Genomic DNA, 15,206 nt, shown 5'->3' on the forward strand with positions numbered 1-15,206 from the left:
GATGGCCCTGACCAATCCCGCCGACTTCACCGGCAAGGCGGTCCTGATCACCGGCGGCACCAAGGGAATCGGCCGTGTCGTCGCCGAAACGTTTCTCGCCGCCGGTGCCGACGTCACCGTCTGCGCGCGGACCGAGCCCGACACCCCGATCGACGGTGACGGCCGGCGCGCCCACTTCCTGCCGGTCGACGTCCGCGACGCCGACGCGGTCAAGGCGATGGTCGACGCCGCGCACACGCAGATGGGTCGACTCGACGTACTGGTCAACAACGCCGGCGGTTCCCCGGACGCGGACGCCGCGACGGTGTCCACCCGGTTCGTCGACAGGATCGTCGCACTGAACCTGTTGGCGCCGTTCTACGTTGCGCAGGCGGCGAACGCGGTCATGCAGCAGCAGGACGGTGGCGGGTCGATCGTCAACATCGGTTCGGTGTCGGCACACGACCCGCAGCCGGGCACCGCCGCCTACTCGGCGGCCAAGGCCGGACTGCTGATGCTCACCAAGGCGCTCGCCCTCGAGTGGGCGCCGAAGGTGCGCGTCAACCACATCACCACCGGACTGATCCGCACCGAGGCCGCGGCGTCGGTGTACGGCGAGGACGGCGGAGCGGCCGTCACCCGCACGCTGCCGATCGGCCGGATGGCGGTGCCGTCGGACATCGCCGGCGCCTGCCTGTTCCTCGGCGGCCCGCTGTCCTCGTACGTCAACGGTGCCGACATTGCGGTCCACGGCGGCGGCGAGTACCCTGCCCGCTACCTCGCCACCCACCCCGAAATCGGCTGATCCACTTCACGATCGGAGCATGAACATGGGAACCCTGGACGGGAAGGTCGCGCTGGTCACCGGCGCAGGCCAGGGCATCGGGCGGGGCATCTCGCTGGCCCTGGCGAAGGAGGGTGTCGCGGTCGCGGTCGCCGGCCGCACCGAGTCCAAGCTGCACAAGACCGTCGCCGAGATCGAGGAGATCGGCGGCCGGGCGATCCCCGTGCGGTGCGACGTCTCGGTCGCCGAGGACATCGAGGCGGCGGTGGCAACCACCGTCGAACGGCTCGGCGGCGTCGACATCATGGTGAACAACGCCAACGACTCCAAGCCCGGCACGCTGCTCGACGTCGACGACGCCGACTTCGAGCGGGGGTTCGCGACCGGTCCGCTGGCGACGCTGCGGTTCATGCGGGCCTGCCACCCCCACATGGTCGCCCGCGGCGGCGGCTCGATCATCAACCTGGTGACCTCCGCGGCGGTGCGGTGGGACGCCAGCAACTACGGCGTCTACGGCTCCATCAAGGAGGGCATCCGGGTACTCACCCGGGCCGCCGCCGCCGAATGGGGTCGCGACGGGATCCGCGTGAACAACGTTGCCCCGCACGCGATGACCCCCGCGTTGCAGTGGTGGATGGACAAGAACCCGGAGGAGGCCGCCGCCTTCGTCGCCGGCATCCCCCTCGGCCGCGTCGGCGACCCCGAGGCCGACATCGGCCGCGCGGTCGTGTTCCTGTGCTCCGAGGACGCGCGCTACCTCACCGGCGCCACCGTCCCCCTGGACGGCGGCCAGTCCCGCTGGGGTTAGTTCCCTTGCGCCCGTGCGTGATCGACCGGACCGGTCGGACGTCACGCCCGGGCGGGAACCACCCAGGTCCGGTCGCCGGCGCACCGCCGCCGACGGCCGGACCATCGGGTCACATCTGCTCGATCACCGCCTGCCCGGCCGGGGTGCGCAGCGCCTTCGACGTCTCCACGCCCGAGTTCGGGTTCAGCTTGTCGACCGTGCGGAACTGGAAACGCGCCTCGGTCGCGTCGACCTCGAGGACGCCGTAGCCGTGGCTGACCATGTCGGCGTGCTTGACGTGCGGATTCTTGTCCCGCCGGTTGGCTTCCTCGGCCCGTGCCGCGCCGGTGTTGTCGCTGCTGCTGGTGTAGCCGCCGTCCGCGGTGTTGGCGGACGTGACGGACGGAACGACGAACTCGACGCCCGCGCGCGCGGTGCCCGGCGCGTTCACCTGCGCGCCGCTCGGGGTGCCCGGCGCGAATCCGGTGTCCCACAGCTCACCCGCCCACCCGTCGTGGTCGTCGCCGGTCACCAGCACCAGGTTGTCGACCGACCGGGCCGCGGTCGAGAGGATCTCGGCCCGCTCGGCGCCGTAGCCGTCCCAGGTGTCCATGTAGGCGCGGGTGCCGTCACCCGCCACCACCATGCCCATCATCATGTTGGCGTTCGCGACCACCTTCCAGCGCGCGTCCGAGCCGGTCAGTCCGTCGAGCAGCCACCGCTTCTGCGTCGCCCCCAGCATCGTCCGGCCGGTCGCGTCGGCCTCCGCGCAGACGATGTGGTCCAGTGAGTCGCCGCACGCCTGTCGATCGCGGTACTGCCGGGTGTCCGGCGCGAACAGCTCCACCGTCCGGCCCACCCGCAGCGAGCGGTACGTCCGGGTCGGGTCGCCGGCGAACCGGGGCACCGGCATGTGCTCGAACCACGACTGCCAGGCCCACTGCTTCTTCTGCTGGAACCCGATCGCTCCCTCGATCGGTGAGATCACCGGGAACGTCCACCCGTCCTTGCTGTAGTTGTTGCGGAACTCGTGGTCGTCCCAGATCGGAATGAAGGCGTGCTGGCTGTGCATCGACCGCAGGTCCGCGTCGCTGCGGTACTGGCGGTACTTGTCGCGCATGGCGTCGATCGTCTGCGGGAACGCGTTGGTCTCCACGCCGCGCACACCCGGCTTGGTGAACTCGTACACGTAGTCGCCCAGGCACACGACGAAGTCGAGGTCCTCCGCGGCGAGATGCCGGTGTGCCGCGTAGTAGCCCTCCTCGAACCCCTGGCAGGTGAACCAGCCGATGCGGACCGGTTCGTTGGAGTCGGCCGGCCGCAGCGTCCGGAACCGGCCGACCGGCGACTCGCCCCCGTTGCCCCGGAACTGGTAGTAGTACGTCTCTCCGGGAGCCAGGCCGTTCACGTCGAAGTGCACCGTGCCGTCCGCGTCGTCCCGGACCTGCACCCGCTCGGCGAGCACCGGGCCGGACAGGTCCTCGCGGGTGGACACGATCAACGCCAGTTCCCCGCCGGCGGCGCTGCTCCCGGCGCTGCCGGTTCCGGCGCTACCCGCGCCGATGCTGCCACTGCCCGCGCTGCCCGTGCCTGCCGCCGCACCGACCCGCGTCCACAACGTGGCGCCGTCGGTGCGGGGCACCCCGGCCATGACACCGTTGCCGAACTCCGGGTTGCGGATCAGGCCGGCCCCGGCGTCCGGCGCCTGGCGCAGGACCGGGGTGGCGTGCGCGACGGTGGGCAGCAGGGTGGCGCCGCCGAGAGCGGAGAGGCCGGCCAGGAAGGCGCGGCGGGAGACGTTGGTGGGCGGAAAAGGCACAAGCCACCTCGGGTGCGTAGGGACGTCGATTTCGTGATGACCCTAGCCGTCGTTTGCTCGCCCATTACTGTTTTGCGGTCGTTCACCGGATCGCGGTGGCGCCACCGGCCTCTCTCAGTTTCCTACCAGTTTCGCCGCGTAGATTCCGGCGAGTGCGTACCCGATTTCTGCCCCGGCACTGGCCGCTGGGCCTCGCGGCCCTGATCGTCGCGGCCGGCATCCTCGCCGTGTTCGGTCCCGCCGACATGGCGACCAATCCCGTCATCGGCTGGTCCACCTCGCTGTACCGCAGCGTCGACTCGGCGACGGCGTCGTGGCCTGCCAGCGCCGGCACCGTCAGCGACCTCGTGGCCGAGGCCGGACTCCTCGCCCTCGCAGGGATGCTGGCGGTGCTGCTGTGGTGGGGCCGCCGCGACACCCGCACCCTGGCCGTCGGACTGGCGGCGGGCGCGGGAGCAGTCGGCTCGGCGGTCGCGACCCTCGCGGTCAAGTCCGTCGTCACCGAGGAGCGCCCCTGCACCGCGCTGCCCGGCGTCCACGCACTGTCGGAATGTCCGCCGCTCGGGGACTGGTCGTTCCCCAGTAATCACTCCGGGATCGCGGCCGCCCTGGCCACCGCGGTGGTCCTCGCCGCGCTGGCCGCCGGTCGCGTGTGGTTCGGTGTGGCAGCCGTCGTGGTCGCCCTGGTCGTCGGCGCGTCCCGTGTGGTCAGCGGGGTGCATTACCCGCACGACGTCGCTGCCGGGCTGGTGTTCGGCTCCTGCATCGCGCTCGCGTTCGCGGTCGCGCTGACGCCGATCGCGGCGGTGGTGGTGCGGCGCGTCGGACTCGGTTCGCCCTCCCGCGAACCCGCGCACTACTGACGCCGACGGAGCACCGCCTCGACCGCGTCGGCCGCCGCGACCGGGTCCTCGTGCTCCCACACCCGCACGACCGCCCATCCCGCCGCGGCGAGCCGGGCATCGGTGTCGCGGTCGCGGGTGACGTTCCCGTCCAGCTTCCGCGCCCACCACTGGGCGTTGTTCTTCGGTGCGGTCGCGTGCACCGGGCAGCGGTGCCAGAAACACCCGTCGACGAACACCGCGACCCGCGCCGCCGGGAACACCAGGTCCGCGCGGCGACGCACCCCCGGCAGCGGGGCCCGATCGACCCGGTAGCGGCGACCCCGACGGTGCAACTCGCGGCGCAGGGCCATCTCCGGGGCGGTGTCCCGGCGCCTTTGCGCGCTCATCCGGTCCCGGGTGGACACCGAGTCCGGCAGGGGTCGCGACGTCATGACGTCATTGTCGCGCCACACCCCGAGACCGGACGAGGGCCGGCGCGCGCCTCGGGCCCGGCGGGTCGGTCGTCGGCGTCGTCACGTGGACGGCGGCGCCTCGTACCGTGCGTTCACGCCACCCGTGCCGGGTCGCCGCCCATCCGTTCGAGGTGCTCGGCGACGTCGTCGAGGAAGCCGGGCACGAACCGCAGAGTGCCGGTCCGGGCGCGGCGCAGGAACCCGGCGGTCGCGCGGGCGGACAGCAGTTTCGAGTCGTCGAGGAAGTTGCCGAGATCCTCGTACTCGTGCTGGACCGGCCAGGTGCTCACGTCGGCGCGGTGGGCGGTGCCGCCGCGTCCCCACGCCGCGGTCGGCCACGCGGCGCCCCTCTTCAACGGCGCGTCGGCCGCGTCGTCGTACGGCAGCGGCTGCGCGAGCCGGTGCCCGACCCACGACGACATGCGGGTGCTGACGGCGTTGCCGACGAGCTTCCAGCGATGCCCGCCACGCAGGCCCGGGACGTCGAGGGCGGGCCGCGTCCACTCCGGATCGAAACCCTGCAGGCGTTCGGCGCCGACGATGCCCGGGGTGACGATCTCGCCGGTCAGCAGCCGCACCGCCGGCGGGCTGGCGATGCCGATGGTCGAGCCGCCCTTGAGGGTGGGCACCGCGTTGACCGCCCACCCGAGACCGCGGACACCCTCGGTCCAGTAGAAGCCGCACGGGTGGTCGTTCGGGTCGCCCTCCTCGGCGGGCCCGGCGTCGTCGGTGAGCAGGACCTCACGGGGGTCCTCCGTGCGGGAGGCCAGCATCAGCACCCGCTGGCGACGCTGCGGAAGTCCGAACGCGCGGGCGTCGACGACCCGGTACGCCCACGTGTAGCCGAGCTCGTCGAGCGCGGACGTGACGTGCCGCATCGCGGCCCCCCGCCCGAGTTGCAGCATGAACGGCACGTTCTCCAGCAACAGCCAGCGCGGGCCCTTCTTGCGCTTGACCAGCCGGAACACCTCGTCGACGAGACCGGACCGGGTGCCGGTGATGCCGACCGTCCGGCCGGCCTGGGACAGGTCCTGGCACGGGAAACCGGCGGCGACCAGTTCGATGCCGGCGGGCAGGGACCGCAGCGTCGTCACGTCGGCGTGCAGGTCCGCGTCCGGGAAACGGGCCGAGAGCACCGCCTGGGCGCCCGCGTCGATCTCGCAGTACAGCTCGGTGTCCCAGCCGTGGTCGCTCAATCCGAGCTCGAGGCCGCCGATGCCGGCGAACAACCCCACCGCGCGCCCGCTCACGTGACTCCTTACCGCCGATCCGCCGATGCAAGGACCGTACCCGGCGGCGCCGATACGGTCCCCGCGTCGCTGCGCACGACGGCCGGAACCCGGGAAGGGGGTCAGCGGGTGAACAGGGGGAGCCGGTGGCGGACCCTGGCCGCGGCGAGCATCTCGTCGACGGCGGTGAACTTGACGCGGGGGCGGCCGGCGGCGGCGCCGCGGGCCCGTTCGGCGGCGTCGATGGCCCGCCAGCCGCGACCGTCGAGGTGGCCGGGCACGCGGCGGTCGAGCAGGGCCGCCAGCGCGGCGCGGTCGACGACCGTCCGGACCAGCCGCTCGTTCTGGAAGTCGTCGAGCAGCCGGGTGACCGTCTCCCTCGCGCACGCCTTGTTGGTGCCGATCACCCCGGACGGTCCGCGCTTGATCCACCCGGTCACGTACACCCCGTCGATCACCGCACCGCCCGGCCCGTCCAGCACGCGACCGTGGTCGTTCGGGACGACGCCGCGGCGCTCGTCGAACGGAACTCCGGGCACCGGACGGCCGCGGTAGCCGATCGAGCGCAGCAGCAGCCCGGCGGGCAGGGTCTCGGTGTCCCCGGTGGGGCGGGCGGCCGGGGTGCCGTTCGGACCGGCGACGAGGTCGTTGCGCACCACGGTCAGCGACTCGAGGCGGCCGGGCCCGTGTGCCGCGGTCGGTGACGCGAGGTAGCGGAACACGATCCGCTTGTTGCCCGGAGTGGTTGCGCGGGAAGAATATTCGCGTGCCAGTTGGACCTTGAACGCCGCCTGCGGGTCCGGCTCGCCCGCGCAGGACGGGTCGGCGTCGAGTTCGGCCGGATCGATCACGACGTCGACGCCGTCGAGGTCGCCGAGCGCCAGGAACTCCGGCGTGCTGTACGCGGCCTGCGCGGCGCCGCGCCGGCCGAGCAGGACGACCTCTCGAATGTTGCTGCGGCGCAGCGCGTCCAGCGCGTGGTCCGCGATGTCGGTGCGGGCCAGTTCGTCGGGGTTCATCGTCAGGATGCGGGCGACGTCGAGGGCGACATTGCCGTTCCCGACGATCACCGCGCGCTCCCCGGACAGGTCGAAATCGTGGTGCGCGTGGTCGGGATGCCCGTTGTACCAGCCGACGAACTCGGTGGCGGCGTGGCTGCCGGGCAGGTCCTCGCCGTCGATGCCGAGGCTGCGGTCGTGCGGCGCCCCGACCGCGTAGATCACCGCGTGGTGGTGGTCGAGCAACTCCCGGTGGGTCAGGTCGGTGCCGACCTCGACGCCCAGGTGGAACCGGAAACCGTCCTTGCCTGCGGTCCACTCGAACGCGTCGGTGATGACCTTGGTGCCGGGATGGTCCGGCGCGACACCCGCCCGCACCAGACCCCACGGGGTGGGCAGCTTCTCGAACACCTCGACCTCGACATCCGAGTGGGCGAGCAGCTCGTCGGCGGCGTAGCACGCGGCAGGTCCGGCGCCGACGATCGCGACCCGCAGAGTCCCGAGGTCCACCCGCTTGGCCTCTTTCGGTGCCAGCGGCGCCCAGCCCTCCCACATCGGGTGCCGGTCGTAGTAGTTCGCGTTGATCTGCGCGTACCGGGCGTCGGGCCCGGACAGCTGGTCGTCCGGGAAGATCGCGGCCACCGGGCAGGCGTCGACGCAGGCACCGCAGTCGATGCAGGTGTCCGGTTCGATGTAGAGCTGTTCGGTGGTCGCGAACTGCGGCTCGTCCGGGGTCGGATGAATGCAGTTGACGGGGCAGGACGCGACGCACGACGCGTCGTTGCAGCACGCCTGGGTGATCACGTAGGCCATGGGTGCGTTCCTCGGTTGTCGCTGATGCGTCGGTCAGATCAGGTGCACTCGCTTGTAGAGGAGCCTCGTCGGGCGCGAGACCAGCCCGGCCTCGGTGAGGAACTGCATGAGCTTCGCCCCGGAGCGGCGCACCTTGTCCTGGTGGTGGGTGTTGGCGCGGGCCTCGGCGCGCGCCCGTGCGGGGTCCAGGCCTGCGTTCGTGTACACGTCGGCGCGGACCATCGACTTCATCACGAAGTACACGACGACCGCGGTGTTCATGCGTTCGATCGCGAGCCGGGCGCGGCCGGCGCCCTGCAGGCGGCGCACCACCTCCTCGCGGGCGAACCGGATGTGCCGGGCCTCCTCGAGCACGTGGATCTTGGAGACCGTGCGGGTGATCGGCTGGACGCGTTCGTCCCGCATGAACTCGCGCTGCATCATGTCGAGGATCTCCTCGGCGGCCATCACCGACGCATAGGCGTTGGCGCCGCGGAAGAAGTGACCCCAGACCCGGCCCAGACGGTGGATCACCGGGTGCGGGCCGTAGTTCGGCACGCCGAGGCGTTCACCGGCGCGCGCGAACATCACCGAGTGCCGGCACTCGTCGGCGACCTCGGTCAGCGCGAACTGGACGTGCCGGGAGTACTTGTCACGGTCGTAGACGTCGCGCAGCAGCATCTGCATCAGCAGGATCTCGAACCAGAGGCCGACGCTGGAGACGGAGGCCGCCTCGTGCTTGGTCAGGGTGATCCGCTGCTCTTCGGTCAGCTCGTCCCACAGCCGCGTGCCGTAGAGCGTGCTCCACTCGGGGGTCAGGCCGTACTTGTCGTCGGGGATCGGCGCGTCCCAGTCGACCTCGACCATCGGGTCGTAGGACATGCGCGCGGACGAGGCGAGCAGCCGGCCCGCGGTCTCCTCGCGGTCGGAGGCCTCGGGTCGCTGCGTCGGAATTGCAGTGGTCATGTGCCGGCCTCCGGGTGCATCTCGTCGTGTATGTGACATCAAGTCACAGTTACATGACTGTACCCACGGTCGCCCGCGTGTGACAACCGCCACGACCACCCGCAAAGTTTGGGTCACCAAACTTCTTGATATGGTTGAGCAAATACTGGATTCGAGCTGGTCTGGAGGGATGCCGTGGAGAGCGTCCGCACGATCGAGCGGACCCGCCCACCCGCCTCGCGATGGGGCGGCCTGGGGCGGCTGATCGCCCTCGCCGGACCGGCGTTCGTCGCCGCGATCGCCTACGTCGACCCCGGCAACGTCGCGGCCAACCTGACCGCGGGTGCCAAGTACGGCTACCTGCTGGTCTGGGTGCTGGTGATGGCGAACGCGATGGCGGTGCTGGTGCAGTACCTGTCCGCCAAGCTCGGCCTCGTCGCCGGGCGGTCGCTGCCCGAGTTGCTCGGCGACCGGCTGCGCCCGACTCCGCGCAAGGCGTTCTGGCTGCAGGCCGAGCTCGCCGCGGTCGCGACCGATCTCGCCGAGGTGATCGGCGGTGCGATCGCGCTCAACCTGCTCTTCGGGCTGCCGCTGTGGCTCGGCGGTGTGATCACCGGCGCGGTGTCGATGGCGATCCTCTCGACCCAGTCCCGTGGTCAACGAACCTTCGAGTTCGTCGTCATGGGGATGCTGGCGATCATCACTCTCGGATTCGTCAGCGGCCTCGCGTTCACCGACGTGTCCGGCCGCGACGCCCTCCACGGGCTCGTTCCGCGGTTCGAGGGCGCCGAGACGGTGCTGCTCGCGGCGAGCATGCTCGGTGCGACGGTGATGCCGCACGCGATCTATGTGCACTCCGCACTGGCCCGTGACCGGCACGGCCGCGGCATCCGTCCCGCGCTGCTCCCGCGGCTGCTGCGGGCCACGAAACTCGACGTCGGGGCCGCACTGGCCGTCGCAGGCACGGTCAACATCGCGATGCTGCTGCTGGCGGCTGCCGCGCTGCGGGGAGTCGAGGGCACCGACAGCATCGAGGGGGCGCACGCCGCGATCGAGTCGGCGCTCGGTCCGGCGGTCGCGGTCGTGTTCGCGATCGGTCTGTTGGCCTCGGGCCTGGCCTCCACGTCGGTCGGGTGTGCGGCCGGCGCCGAGATCATGGCCGGACTGCTGCACCTCCGGATCCCGATGCTGCTGCGCCGGATCCTCGTCCTGATCCCCGCGCTGGTGATCCTCGCGAGCGGTGCCGACCCGACGATGTCGCTGGTGATCAGCCAGGTCGTGCTCAGCTTCTGCATCCCGTTCGCGCTGATCCCGTTGGTGCGCATGACATCCGAGCCCGGGCTGATGGGCGAACACGTCAACCGGTGGGGCACGACGGTCGCGGCCTGGACGGCCACCGCGGTGATCGTGGCCCTGAACGTCGCGCTGCTGGTGCTCACCGTCACCGGATGAGCACCCAGGCGGCCGACCGGGTCAGTCGACCAGGGCGGGGGTCTCGGCGTCGGCGCCCAGCGCCGACGTGCGCCGTCCGGGTGCGCAGACGCCGACCCCGACCGCGGCCACCAGCAGCACCGCGGCCAGCGCGTACGCGGCGGTCGAGACGCCGTCCATGAACGCGGTGCGGGCGAACTCCGCGAGTTGATCGCCCTGCGGCCCAGCCATTTTCGCCACCTCGAGCGCCGCCGCCAGTGACGAGCCCACCGGTTCCTTCGCCGGCTCCGGCACCGCCTCGACGGCGGGCGCGATGTTGGTGTTGTACGTGGCGGCGAGCAGGCTGCCCGCGAGCGCGATCCCGACCGCCGCACCGATCTCGCGGGTGGTGTCGTTGACCGCCGACGCGACGCCCTGCTTGCCGTCCGGGGTGTTGTCGACGATCGCGTGGGTCGCCGGCGCGGTGCACAGCCCGACGCCGACCGAGTAGATCAGCAGGGCACCGACCGTGGCGCCGTAGCCGCTGTCCGCATCCACGCCGGCGAAGACGATCATGCCGACGCCGGCGAACACGAGCCCGAGCACGCTGAGCCAGCGCAGGCCGAGCCGGGGCAGCAGCCAGGGGATCGCGGCCGAGATCGCCATCGTCGGAACGATCATCGGTGCGAGGGCGAGCCCGGACTGCAGCGGGCTGTAGCCGAGCACCAGCTGCATGTACTGCACGATCAGGTAGAACAGTGCGAACGAGGCGAGGAACTGCAGCGTCACCGAGGCGGCGCCGGCGCCGAACGCCCGGTTGCCGAAGAGCCGGACGTCGAGCAGCGGTTCGGCGCGCCGCAGCTCCACGATCGCGAACACCGCGCCGCAGATCAGGCCACCGACGATCGCGATCAGGGGGACCGGGTCGGACCACCCGCAGAGCGGGCCCTCGAGGACCCCGAGCACCAGCAGCCCGACCGCGGCCACCGCGAGCAGCGCGCCCGGCACGTCGAACCGTGGTGGATGCTCGTCCCGGGACGGTGAGATCGTCCAGGTCGCGGTGAACAGGGCGATCGCGGCGACCGCGAAGCCGACGAAGATCGACTGCCACGGCCACGTCTCGAGCAGCAGCCCCGACACCAGCAGTCCGGCGATGCCGCCGGACGCCGCGACCCCCGACCAGATCGCGACACCCCGCGCGCGGTGCTCGGGCGGAAAGGTGGCGGTGAGCAGCGACAGCGTGGCCGGCATGACCAGTGCGGCGCCGACGCCGGCGACAGCGCGCGTGCAGATCAGCCACTGCGGGGAGTCGAGCCAGATCGCCCCGGCGGACGCGGCCGCGACGATCGCGAGCCCGCCCAGCAGCACCCCACGCCGGCCGAACCGGTCGCCGAGCGCGCCGGCCGGCAGCAGCAGCGCGGCGAGGGTGAGGGTGTAGCCGTCGACGATCCAGGTCAATTCGCTCTGCGTGGCACCGGTGTCGAGGGCCATCGCCGGCAGCGCCGAGTTCAGCGCGGCCGCGGCGGCGATCACCAGCGCGACGGCGGAACACACCACGGTCAACGTCCACAGCTCGCGGGCGGACATCCCGGTGGCGCCGGGTCCGGTGCGTGCGGTCGTCAAAACATGGCCTCCACAGTGCCGAACGAGACCGACAGTATCGACGGACGACCGGTCGCTGTACAGCCTCGCCCACGGCCGGCCGGCACGTGTACGTCAATCCACGCGTTCGACTGCGAGGTACTTGCGCGGGCGCGGATACTGAAATACGAGCTCGTCTTCCTACGGACCGGGTGTCACACCTGGGCCGGCGAACCTCCGGGAGGGTCGGACGATGGCCAAGAAGTGTGCACTCGTGGTCGCGATGGTGGCAGCGATGTTCGGATATCTGGGTGTGGGAGCGTCGGCGGCCTCCTCACCTGCAATTCTCGGGGGCGGATCGGGGATCGTGGTCGGCGACGAGGCGCTGTGCACGTTGACGGCGATCGGGCACGACAATGGCGGCCGGCTCGTCGGGATCACCGCCGGGCACTGTGGCGAGCCCGGCTATTCGATCGTGTCCGAGCATCGACAGGACGCGGGTGTCGTCGGCCAGATCGTCGGGAAGAGCAGAGACCTCGACTACGCCGTGATCCAGTTCGATCCCGCGAAGGTGACCCCCGTCAACCAGATCGGTCGCGTGACCATCACCCAGGTGGGAGCGCCCGCCGCGTTCCCGGACGTGGTGTGCAAGCAGGGTCTGCGGACCGGCAACACGTGCGGTGTCGTGTGGGGCGATCTCCTGCAGTCCAACGAAACCTGGACCCAGATGTGCGTGATCGAGGGTGACTCGGGAAGCCCGGTCGTGCGCGGTACTACATTGGTCGGCATGGTGAACGCCTACGTGGGGGTCGCATGCATCGGCCCCGAACTCGGAACCAACATCGACATCATCATGGCGGATCTCAACGCGCACGGTGGGGTCGGCGCCGGATTCCGGCCGATCTGATCGCGGATGCCACCTCGCAAGCGAACCGGTGACCATCTCACCGAGCAGGACCTGATCGACCTGACCGACACGCTGTCCGCGGGCAAACGAGCCACCGTGTACCTCATCGAGGCGACCCCGAGTCTGGGGCTGCCCGCCGGCTGCTCGGCGCGGGTGGTGTCGGTGGACGGCAGCACGGTGCTGATCCGTCCGAAGGGAGTGAACGACGAACTGCCTTTCGAGGCCGACGAATTGCGGTTGACCCGCACGCCGGCGCAGCCGGCGGTGAGGTCACCGAAACAGGCAGCCAAGCCGAGCCCCGCCGCGCCGCGAGCCCGGTCCGCATCCGCGCGAGCAGCGCTGGAGCGTTCCGCTGCCGCCGCGAAACCCGCTGCCGCCGCGAAACCCGCTGCCGCCACGAAACCCGCTGCCGCCACGAAACCCGCTGCCGCCGCGAAACCCGCTGCTGCGCAGCGCACGCCATCCGCCGATGCCCCGCCGACCACCCCGAAGGATCCCGTGACCACACCGAAGCCCGACGCTCCCGCCGACACCGCCGCCGAGACCCCGGCGCCGCGCCGCCCCCGCCGCACCAAGGAACCGGCAGGCATCAGTGTCACCCTGCACGCCGAAGCGGGCGGGGAGTGGACCGTCACGGTGACGCACGGCGCGAAGCGTCCCGGCAAGGCCGCACCTGTCTCGGCGGATGCCGTCGAGCGCGCGGTCCAGGAGCTCGGGGATCCCGCCGCGCAGGAGGCGGTCGCGTCGGTGCTCAGCGCGGCCCGTGATGCGGCCGCCAAGCGGGTCGAGGAGCTCAGCCGGCAGCTCGAGGAGGCCCGTACGGCGCTGGAGTCGTTGGGCGCGTAGCCCGTCGACGCCTTGTGTCGGCGCCGCCGACGGTGCACTCTGGTCGTCGAGGTGGGCAAGCGTTTCGGACTCGAATGGAGCCGACTGTGGAGACCACGACGACCGAGGTGGCGCCGGACATCTACCGATTCTCGACCTACGTCGAGGACGCCAACCTCGTCATGAACCAGTACCTCGTCACCGGCGAGGAGCCGCTGCTGTTCCACATGGGGCAGCGCGCGCTGTTTCCTCTGACGTCCCAGGCGGTGGCACGGGTGATTCCGCTGGATCGGTTGCGGTGGATCACCTTCGGTCATGTCGAGGCCGACGAGTGCGGGTCGATGAACTCGTGGCTGGCGGCCGCACCCAACGCGGAGGTCGCGCACGGCGCCATGAGTTGCTTCGTGCAGGTGAACGACCTGGCGGACCGGCCGCCGCGGGCCCTGCAGGACGGCGAGCTGATCGAGGTGGGGGACAGACGTGTCCGGCACCTCGACACCCCGCACGTGCCGCACGGCTGGGACGCCGGCCTGGTCTTCGAGGAAACGACGTCGACGCTGCTCTGCGGCGATCTGTTCACGGCGTTCGGTCACCACCCCGCCAGCACCGACACCGAGATCCTCGGCCCCGCACTGGCGGCCGAGGACCTCGGGCGGGCGACGGCGCTGACGCCCGCTCTCGCGCCGACCATCCGGGCCCTCGCCGACCTCGAACCGCGGACGCTCGGGCTGATGCACGGGCCGGCGTTCACCGGGGACTGCGCGGGTGCGCTGCGCGAGCTGGCGGCGGCCTATCAGGAACGGTTCGAGGCGGAGCTGGCGAAGTAGGCGCGCCTACCCGTTGCGCAGGGCGTACGCCCGGAGCCGGCTGAAGCCGCGCACCCGCAGTGTGCGGAGCGAACGGAGCTGGAGATCGGGGACGGTCTCCAACGCCTCGGCCAGGTTCGTGTCGACGAGCACGGTGCCGGGGCGGGCCGAACTGGTCAGTCGCGCTGCGATGTTCACCACCGATCCGTAGACGTCACCGAACCGGACCAGCACCTCGCCGCGTGCGAGCCCGACCCTCAGGTTCGGCAGTTCCTCGGTGGCCTGCGCAGCATCCTGCAGTGCCAGCGCGATCCGCGCGGCGGCGGCCGGATCCTCGACGGCGAACAGCACCTCGTCTCCGACGTTCTTGATCACCCAGCCGTGGTTCTGGCTGATCACGTTCGTGACGGTCGATTCGAAGAACTCGAGCAGTTCGGTCAGTTCGGTGATGTCGAGGCGCCGGGTCAGACTGGTGTACCCGACCATGTCCGCGAACCCGATCACCAGGTTTCGGTGGTCGACGTCCGCGCCGCGGCTGTCGAAGAACCGGGCCGCGTTCGACGCCAGGTGGCGACGCCACACGTACGACTGGAGTCGTTCGAGCGTCGGCAGCATCTGCTCGGCGACCAGGGTCGCCTCCGCCGCCACCGCGTGCACGTCCACCGGCGTGTCCTGGCCGTGGCTGTGTACCCGGTCGACGATGTGACTGTTGAGCAGTCCCAGTTGCCATTCGGCGAGGCGGGAGAACGACTGTCCCAGTGCGCGGGTCACCGACACCTCGAGGTCGGGGTCGATGATGCCGCGGTCGACCAGCGAGGTGATCGACCGGAGTGCGTCGACGTCGGCGTCGGTGAACATCGGTGCACCGGGATCGGTGTCCACCGCGAAACCCATCGCGACCCACAGCCGTTGCGCACGCTCGAGCGGGATGCCCGAGATCTCCGAGACCTGCTCGCGGGTGTACTTCACCTCGCCGCCGAGCAGGTTCCGCTCGACTTCCGCCTGAATCATCGCGAACTCGCGGGCCTGCCGTCGTTCGCTCTCCCG

General features: G+C 71.1%; 14 protein-coding genes. 7 read left to right on the top strand and 7 right to left on the bottom strand.

All coding sequences use genetic code 11. From position 1 onward, the window contains the following. Position 1: 1 nt before the first annotated feature. Positions 2-784, top strand: a complete 783-nt coding sequence (locus ABD951_RS16025) for an SDR family oxidoreductase (RefSeq protein WP_345346776.1) — start codon at positions 2-4, stop codon at positions 782-784. A gap of 25 nt (positions 785-809) precedes the next feature. Then, entirely contained in the window at positions 810-1,571 is a 762-nt protein-coding gene (locus ABD951_RS16030; RefSeq protein ID WP_345347370.1) for an SDR family NAD(P)-dependent oxidoreductase, read from the top strand. 109 nt (positions 1,572-1,680) lie between these two features. Here ABD951_RS16030 and ABD951_RS16035 read toward each other — a convergent pair whose 3' ends face one another. After that, on the bottom strand, positions 1,681-3,369 hold the full coding sequence (locus ABD951_RS16035) for an alkaline phosphatase D family protein (RefSeq protein WP_345346778.1): 1,689 nt from the start codon (positions 3,367-3,369) through the stop codon (positions 1,681-1,683). A gap of 152 nt (positions 3,370-3,521) precedes the next feature. Here ABD951_RS16035 and ABD951_RS16040 point away from each other — a divergent pair, with 152 nt between their 5' ends. Further along, the gene (locus ABD951_RS16040; protein WP_345346781.1) at positions 3,522-4,232 is read left to right on the top strand and encodes a phosphatase PAP2 family protein; all 711 of its coding nucleotides are present in this window, start codon (positions 3,522-3,524) and stop codon (positions 4,230-4,232) included. Here the strand turns inward: ABD951_RS16040 and vsr are convergent. The 4 genes from vsr to ABD951_RS16060 form a co-directional block, all read right to left on the bottom strand. Next, positions 4,226-4,645, bottom strand: a complete 420-nt coding sequence (vsr, locus tag ABD951_RS16045; protein WP_345346784.1) for a DNA mismatch endonuclease Vsr — start codon at positions 4,643-4,645, stop codon at positions 4,226-4,228. The two genes, ABD951_RS16040 and vsr, sit on opposite strands and share 7 nt — an antisense overlap. Before the next feature lie 113 nt (positions 4,646-4,758). Continuing rightward, entirely contained in the window at positions 4,759-5,916 is a 1,158-nt protein-coding gene (locus tag ABD951_RS16050; protein WP_345346787.1) for a DNA cytosine methyltransferase, read from the bottom strand. A 101-nt stretch (positions 5,917-6,017) separates the two neighbouring features. Then, positions 6,018-7,706 carry an FAD-dependent oxidoreductase gene (locus ABD951_RS16055; RefSeq protein ID WP_345346790.1) on the bottom strand — a complete coding sequence of 563 codons (1,689 nt, stop codon included), beginning with the start codon at positions 7,704-7,706 and terminating at the stop codon, positions 6,018-6,020. A gap of 33 nt (positions 7,707-7,739) precedes the next feature. Beyond that, complete coding sequence (locus ABD951_RS16060) at positions 7,740-8,651, bottom strand: AurF N-oxygenase family protein (RefSeq protein ID WP_345346793.1); 912 nt, start codon at positions 8,649-8,651, stop codon at positions 7,740-7,742. A 192-nt stretch (positions 8,652-8,843) separates the two neighbouring features. On the opposite strand from ABD951_RS16060, the gene ABD951_RS16065 reads away from it, so the two are divergent. After that, the gene (locus ABD951_RS16065) at positions 8,844-10,082 is read left to right on the top strand and encodes an Nramp family divalent metal transporter (protein WP_345347373.1); all 1,239 of its coding nucleotides are present in this window, start codon (positions 8,844-8,846) and stop codon (positions 10,080-10,082) included. A gap of 21 nt (positions 10,083-10,103) precedes the next feature. Here the strand turns inward: ABD951_RS16065 and ABD951_RS16070 are convergent, their stop codons facing one another. Continuing rightward, positions 10,104-11,627, bottom strand: a complete 1,524-nt coding sequence (locus tag ABD951_RS16070) for an MFS transporter (RefSeq protein WP_345347376.1) — start codon at positions 11,625-11,627, stop codon at positions 10,104-10,106. 247 nt (positions 11,628-11,874) lie between these two features. Between ABD951_RS16070 and ABD951_RS16075 the strand changes: the two genes are divergently transcribed. From ABD951_RS16075 to ABD951_RS16085, 3 genes are all read left to right on the top strand, one after another. Beyond that, positions 11,875-12,528 carry a S1 family peptidase gene (locus tag ABD951_RS16075; protein ID WP_345346796.1) on the top strand — a complete coding sequence of 218 codons (654 nt, stop codon included), beginning with the start codon at positions 11,875-11,877 and terminating at the stop codon, positions 12,526-12,528. A gap of 6 nt (positions 12,529-12,534) precedes the next feature. Next, the gene (locus ABD951_RS16080; protein WP_345346799.1) at positions 12,535-13,374 is read left to right on the top strand and encodes a DUF6319 family protein; all 840 of its coding nucleotides are present in this window, start codon (positions 12,535-12,537) and stop codon (positions 13,372-13,374) included. 86 nt (positions 13,375-13,460) lie between these two features. Continuing rightward, positions 13,461-14,180 (top strand): oxygen-binding di-iron domain-containing protein, encoded by a 720-nt coding sequence (locus ABD951_RS16085; protein ID WP_345346802.1) that lies wholly within the window; start codon positions 13,461-13,463, stop codon positions 14,178-14,180. 6 nt (positions 14,181-14,186) lie between these two features. Here ABD951_RS16085 and ABD951_RS16090 read toward each other — a convergent pair whose 3' ends face one another. Next, positions 14,187-15,170 (bottom strand): adenylate/guanylate cyclase domain-containing protein, encoded by a 984-nt coding sequence (locus ABD951_RS16090; RefSeq protein WP_425569868.1) that lies wholly within the window; start codon positions 15,168-15,170, stop codon positions 14,187-14,189. Between the last annotated feature and the right edge of the window lie 36 nt (positions 15,171-15,206).

Source organism: Rhodococcus olei (assembly GCF_039540555.1).
Taxonomy (GTDB): domain Bacteria; phylum Actinomycetota; class Actinomycetes; order Mycobacteriales; family Mycobacteriaceae; genus Rhodococcus_G; species Rhodococcus_G olei.

Excerpts from the sequence above, each read along its gene's own strand:
- vsr (WP_345346784.1), bottom strand. The coding sequence starts at position 4,645 with ATGACGTCGCGACCCCTGCCGGACTCGGTGTCCACCCGGGACCGGATG.
- ABD951_RS16070 (WP_345347376.1), bottom strand. The coding sequence starts at position 11,627 with ATGTCCGCCCGCGAGCTGTGGACGTTGACCGTGGTGTGTTCCGCCGTC.
- ABD951_RS16080 (WP_345346799.1), top strand. The coding sequence starts at position 12,535 with ATGCCACCTCGCAAGCGAACCGGTGACCATCTCACCGAGCAGGACCTG.
- ABD951_RS16075 (WP_345346796.1), top strand. The coding sequence starts at position 11,875 with ATGGCCAAGAAGTGTGCACTCGTGGTCGCGATGGTGGCAGCGATGTTC.
- ABD951_RS16025 (WP_345346776.1), top strand. The coding sequence starts at position 2 with ATGGCCCTGACCAATCCCGCCGACTTCACCGGCAAGGCGGTCCTGATC.
- ABD951_RS16060 (WP_345346793.1), bottom strand. The coding sequence starts at position 8,651 with ATGACCACTGCAATTCCGACGCAGCGACCCGAGGCCTCCGACCGCGAG.
- ABD951_RS16055 (WP_345346790.1), bottom strand. The coding sequence starts at position 7,706 with ATGGCCTACGTGATCACCCAGGCGTGCTGCAACGACGCGTCGTGCGTC.
- ABD951_RS16090 (WP_425569868.1), bottom strand. The coding sequence starts at position 15,170 with ATGATTCAGGCGGAAGTCGAGCGGAACCTGCTCGGCGGCGAGGTGAAG.
- ABD951_RS16030 (WP_345347370.1), top strand. The coding sequence starts at position 810 with ATGGGAACCCTGGACGGGAAGGTCGCGCTGGTCACCGGCGCAGGCCAG.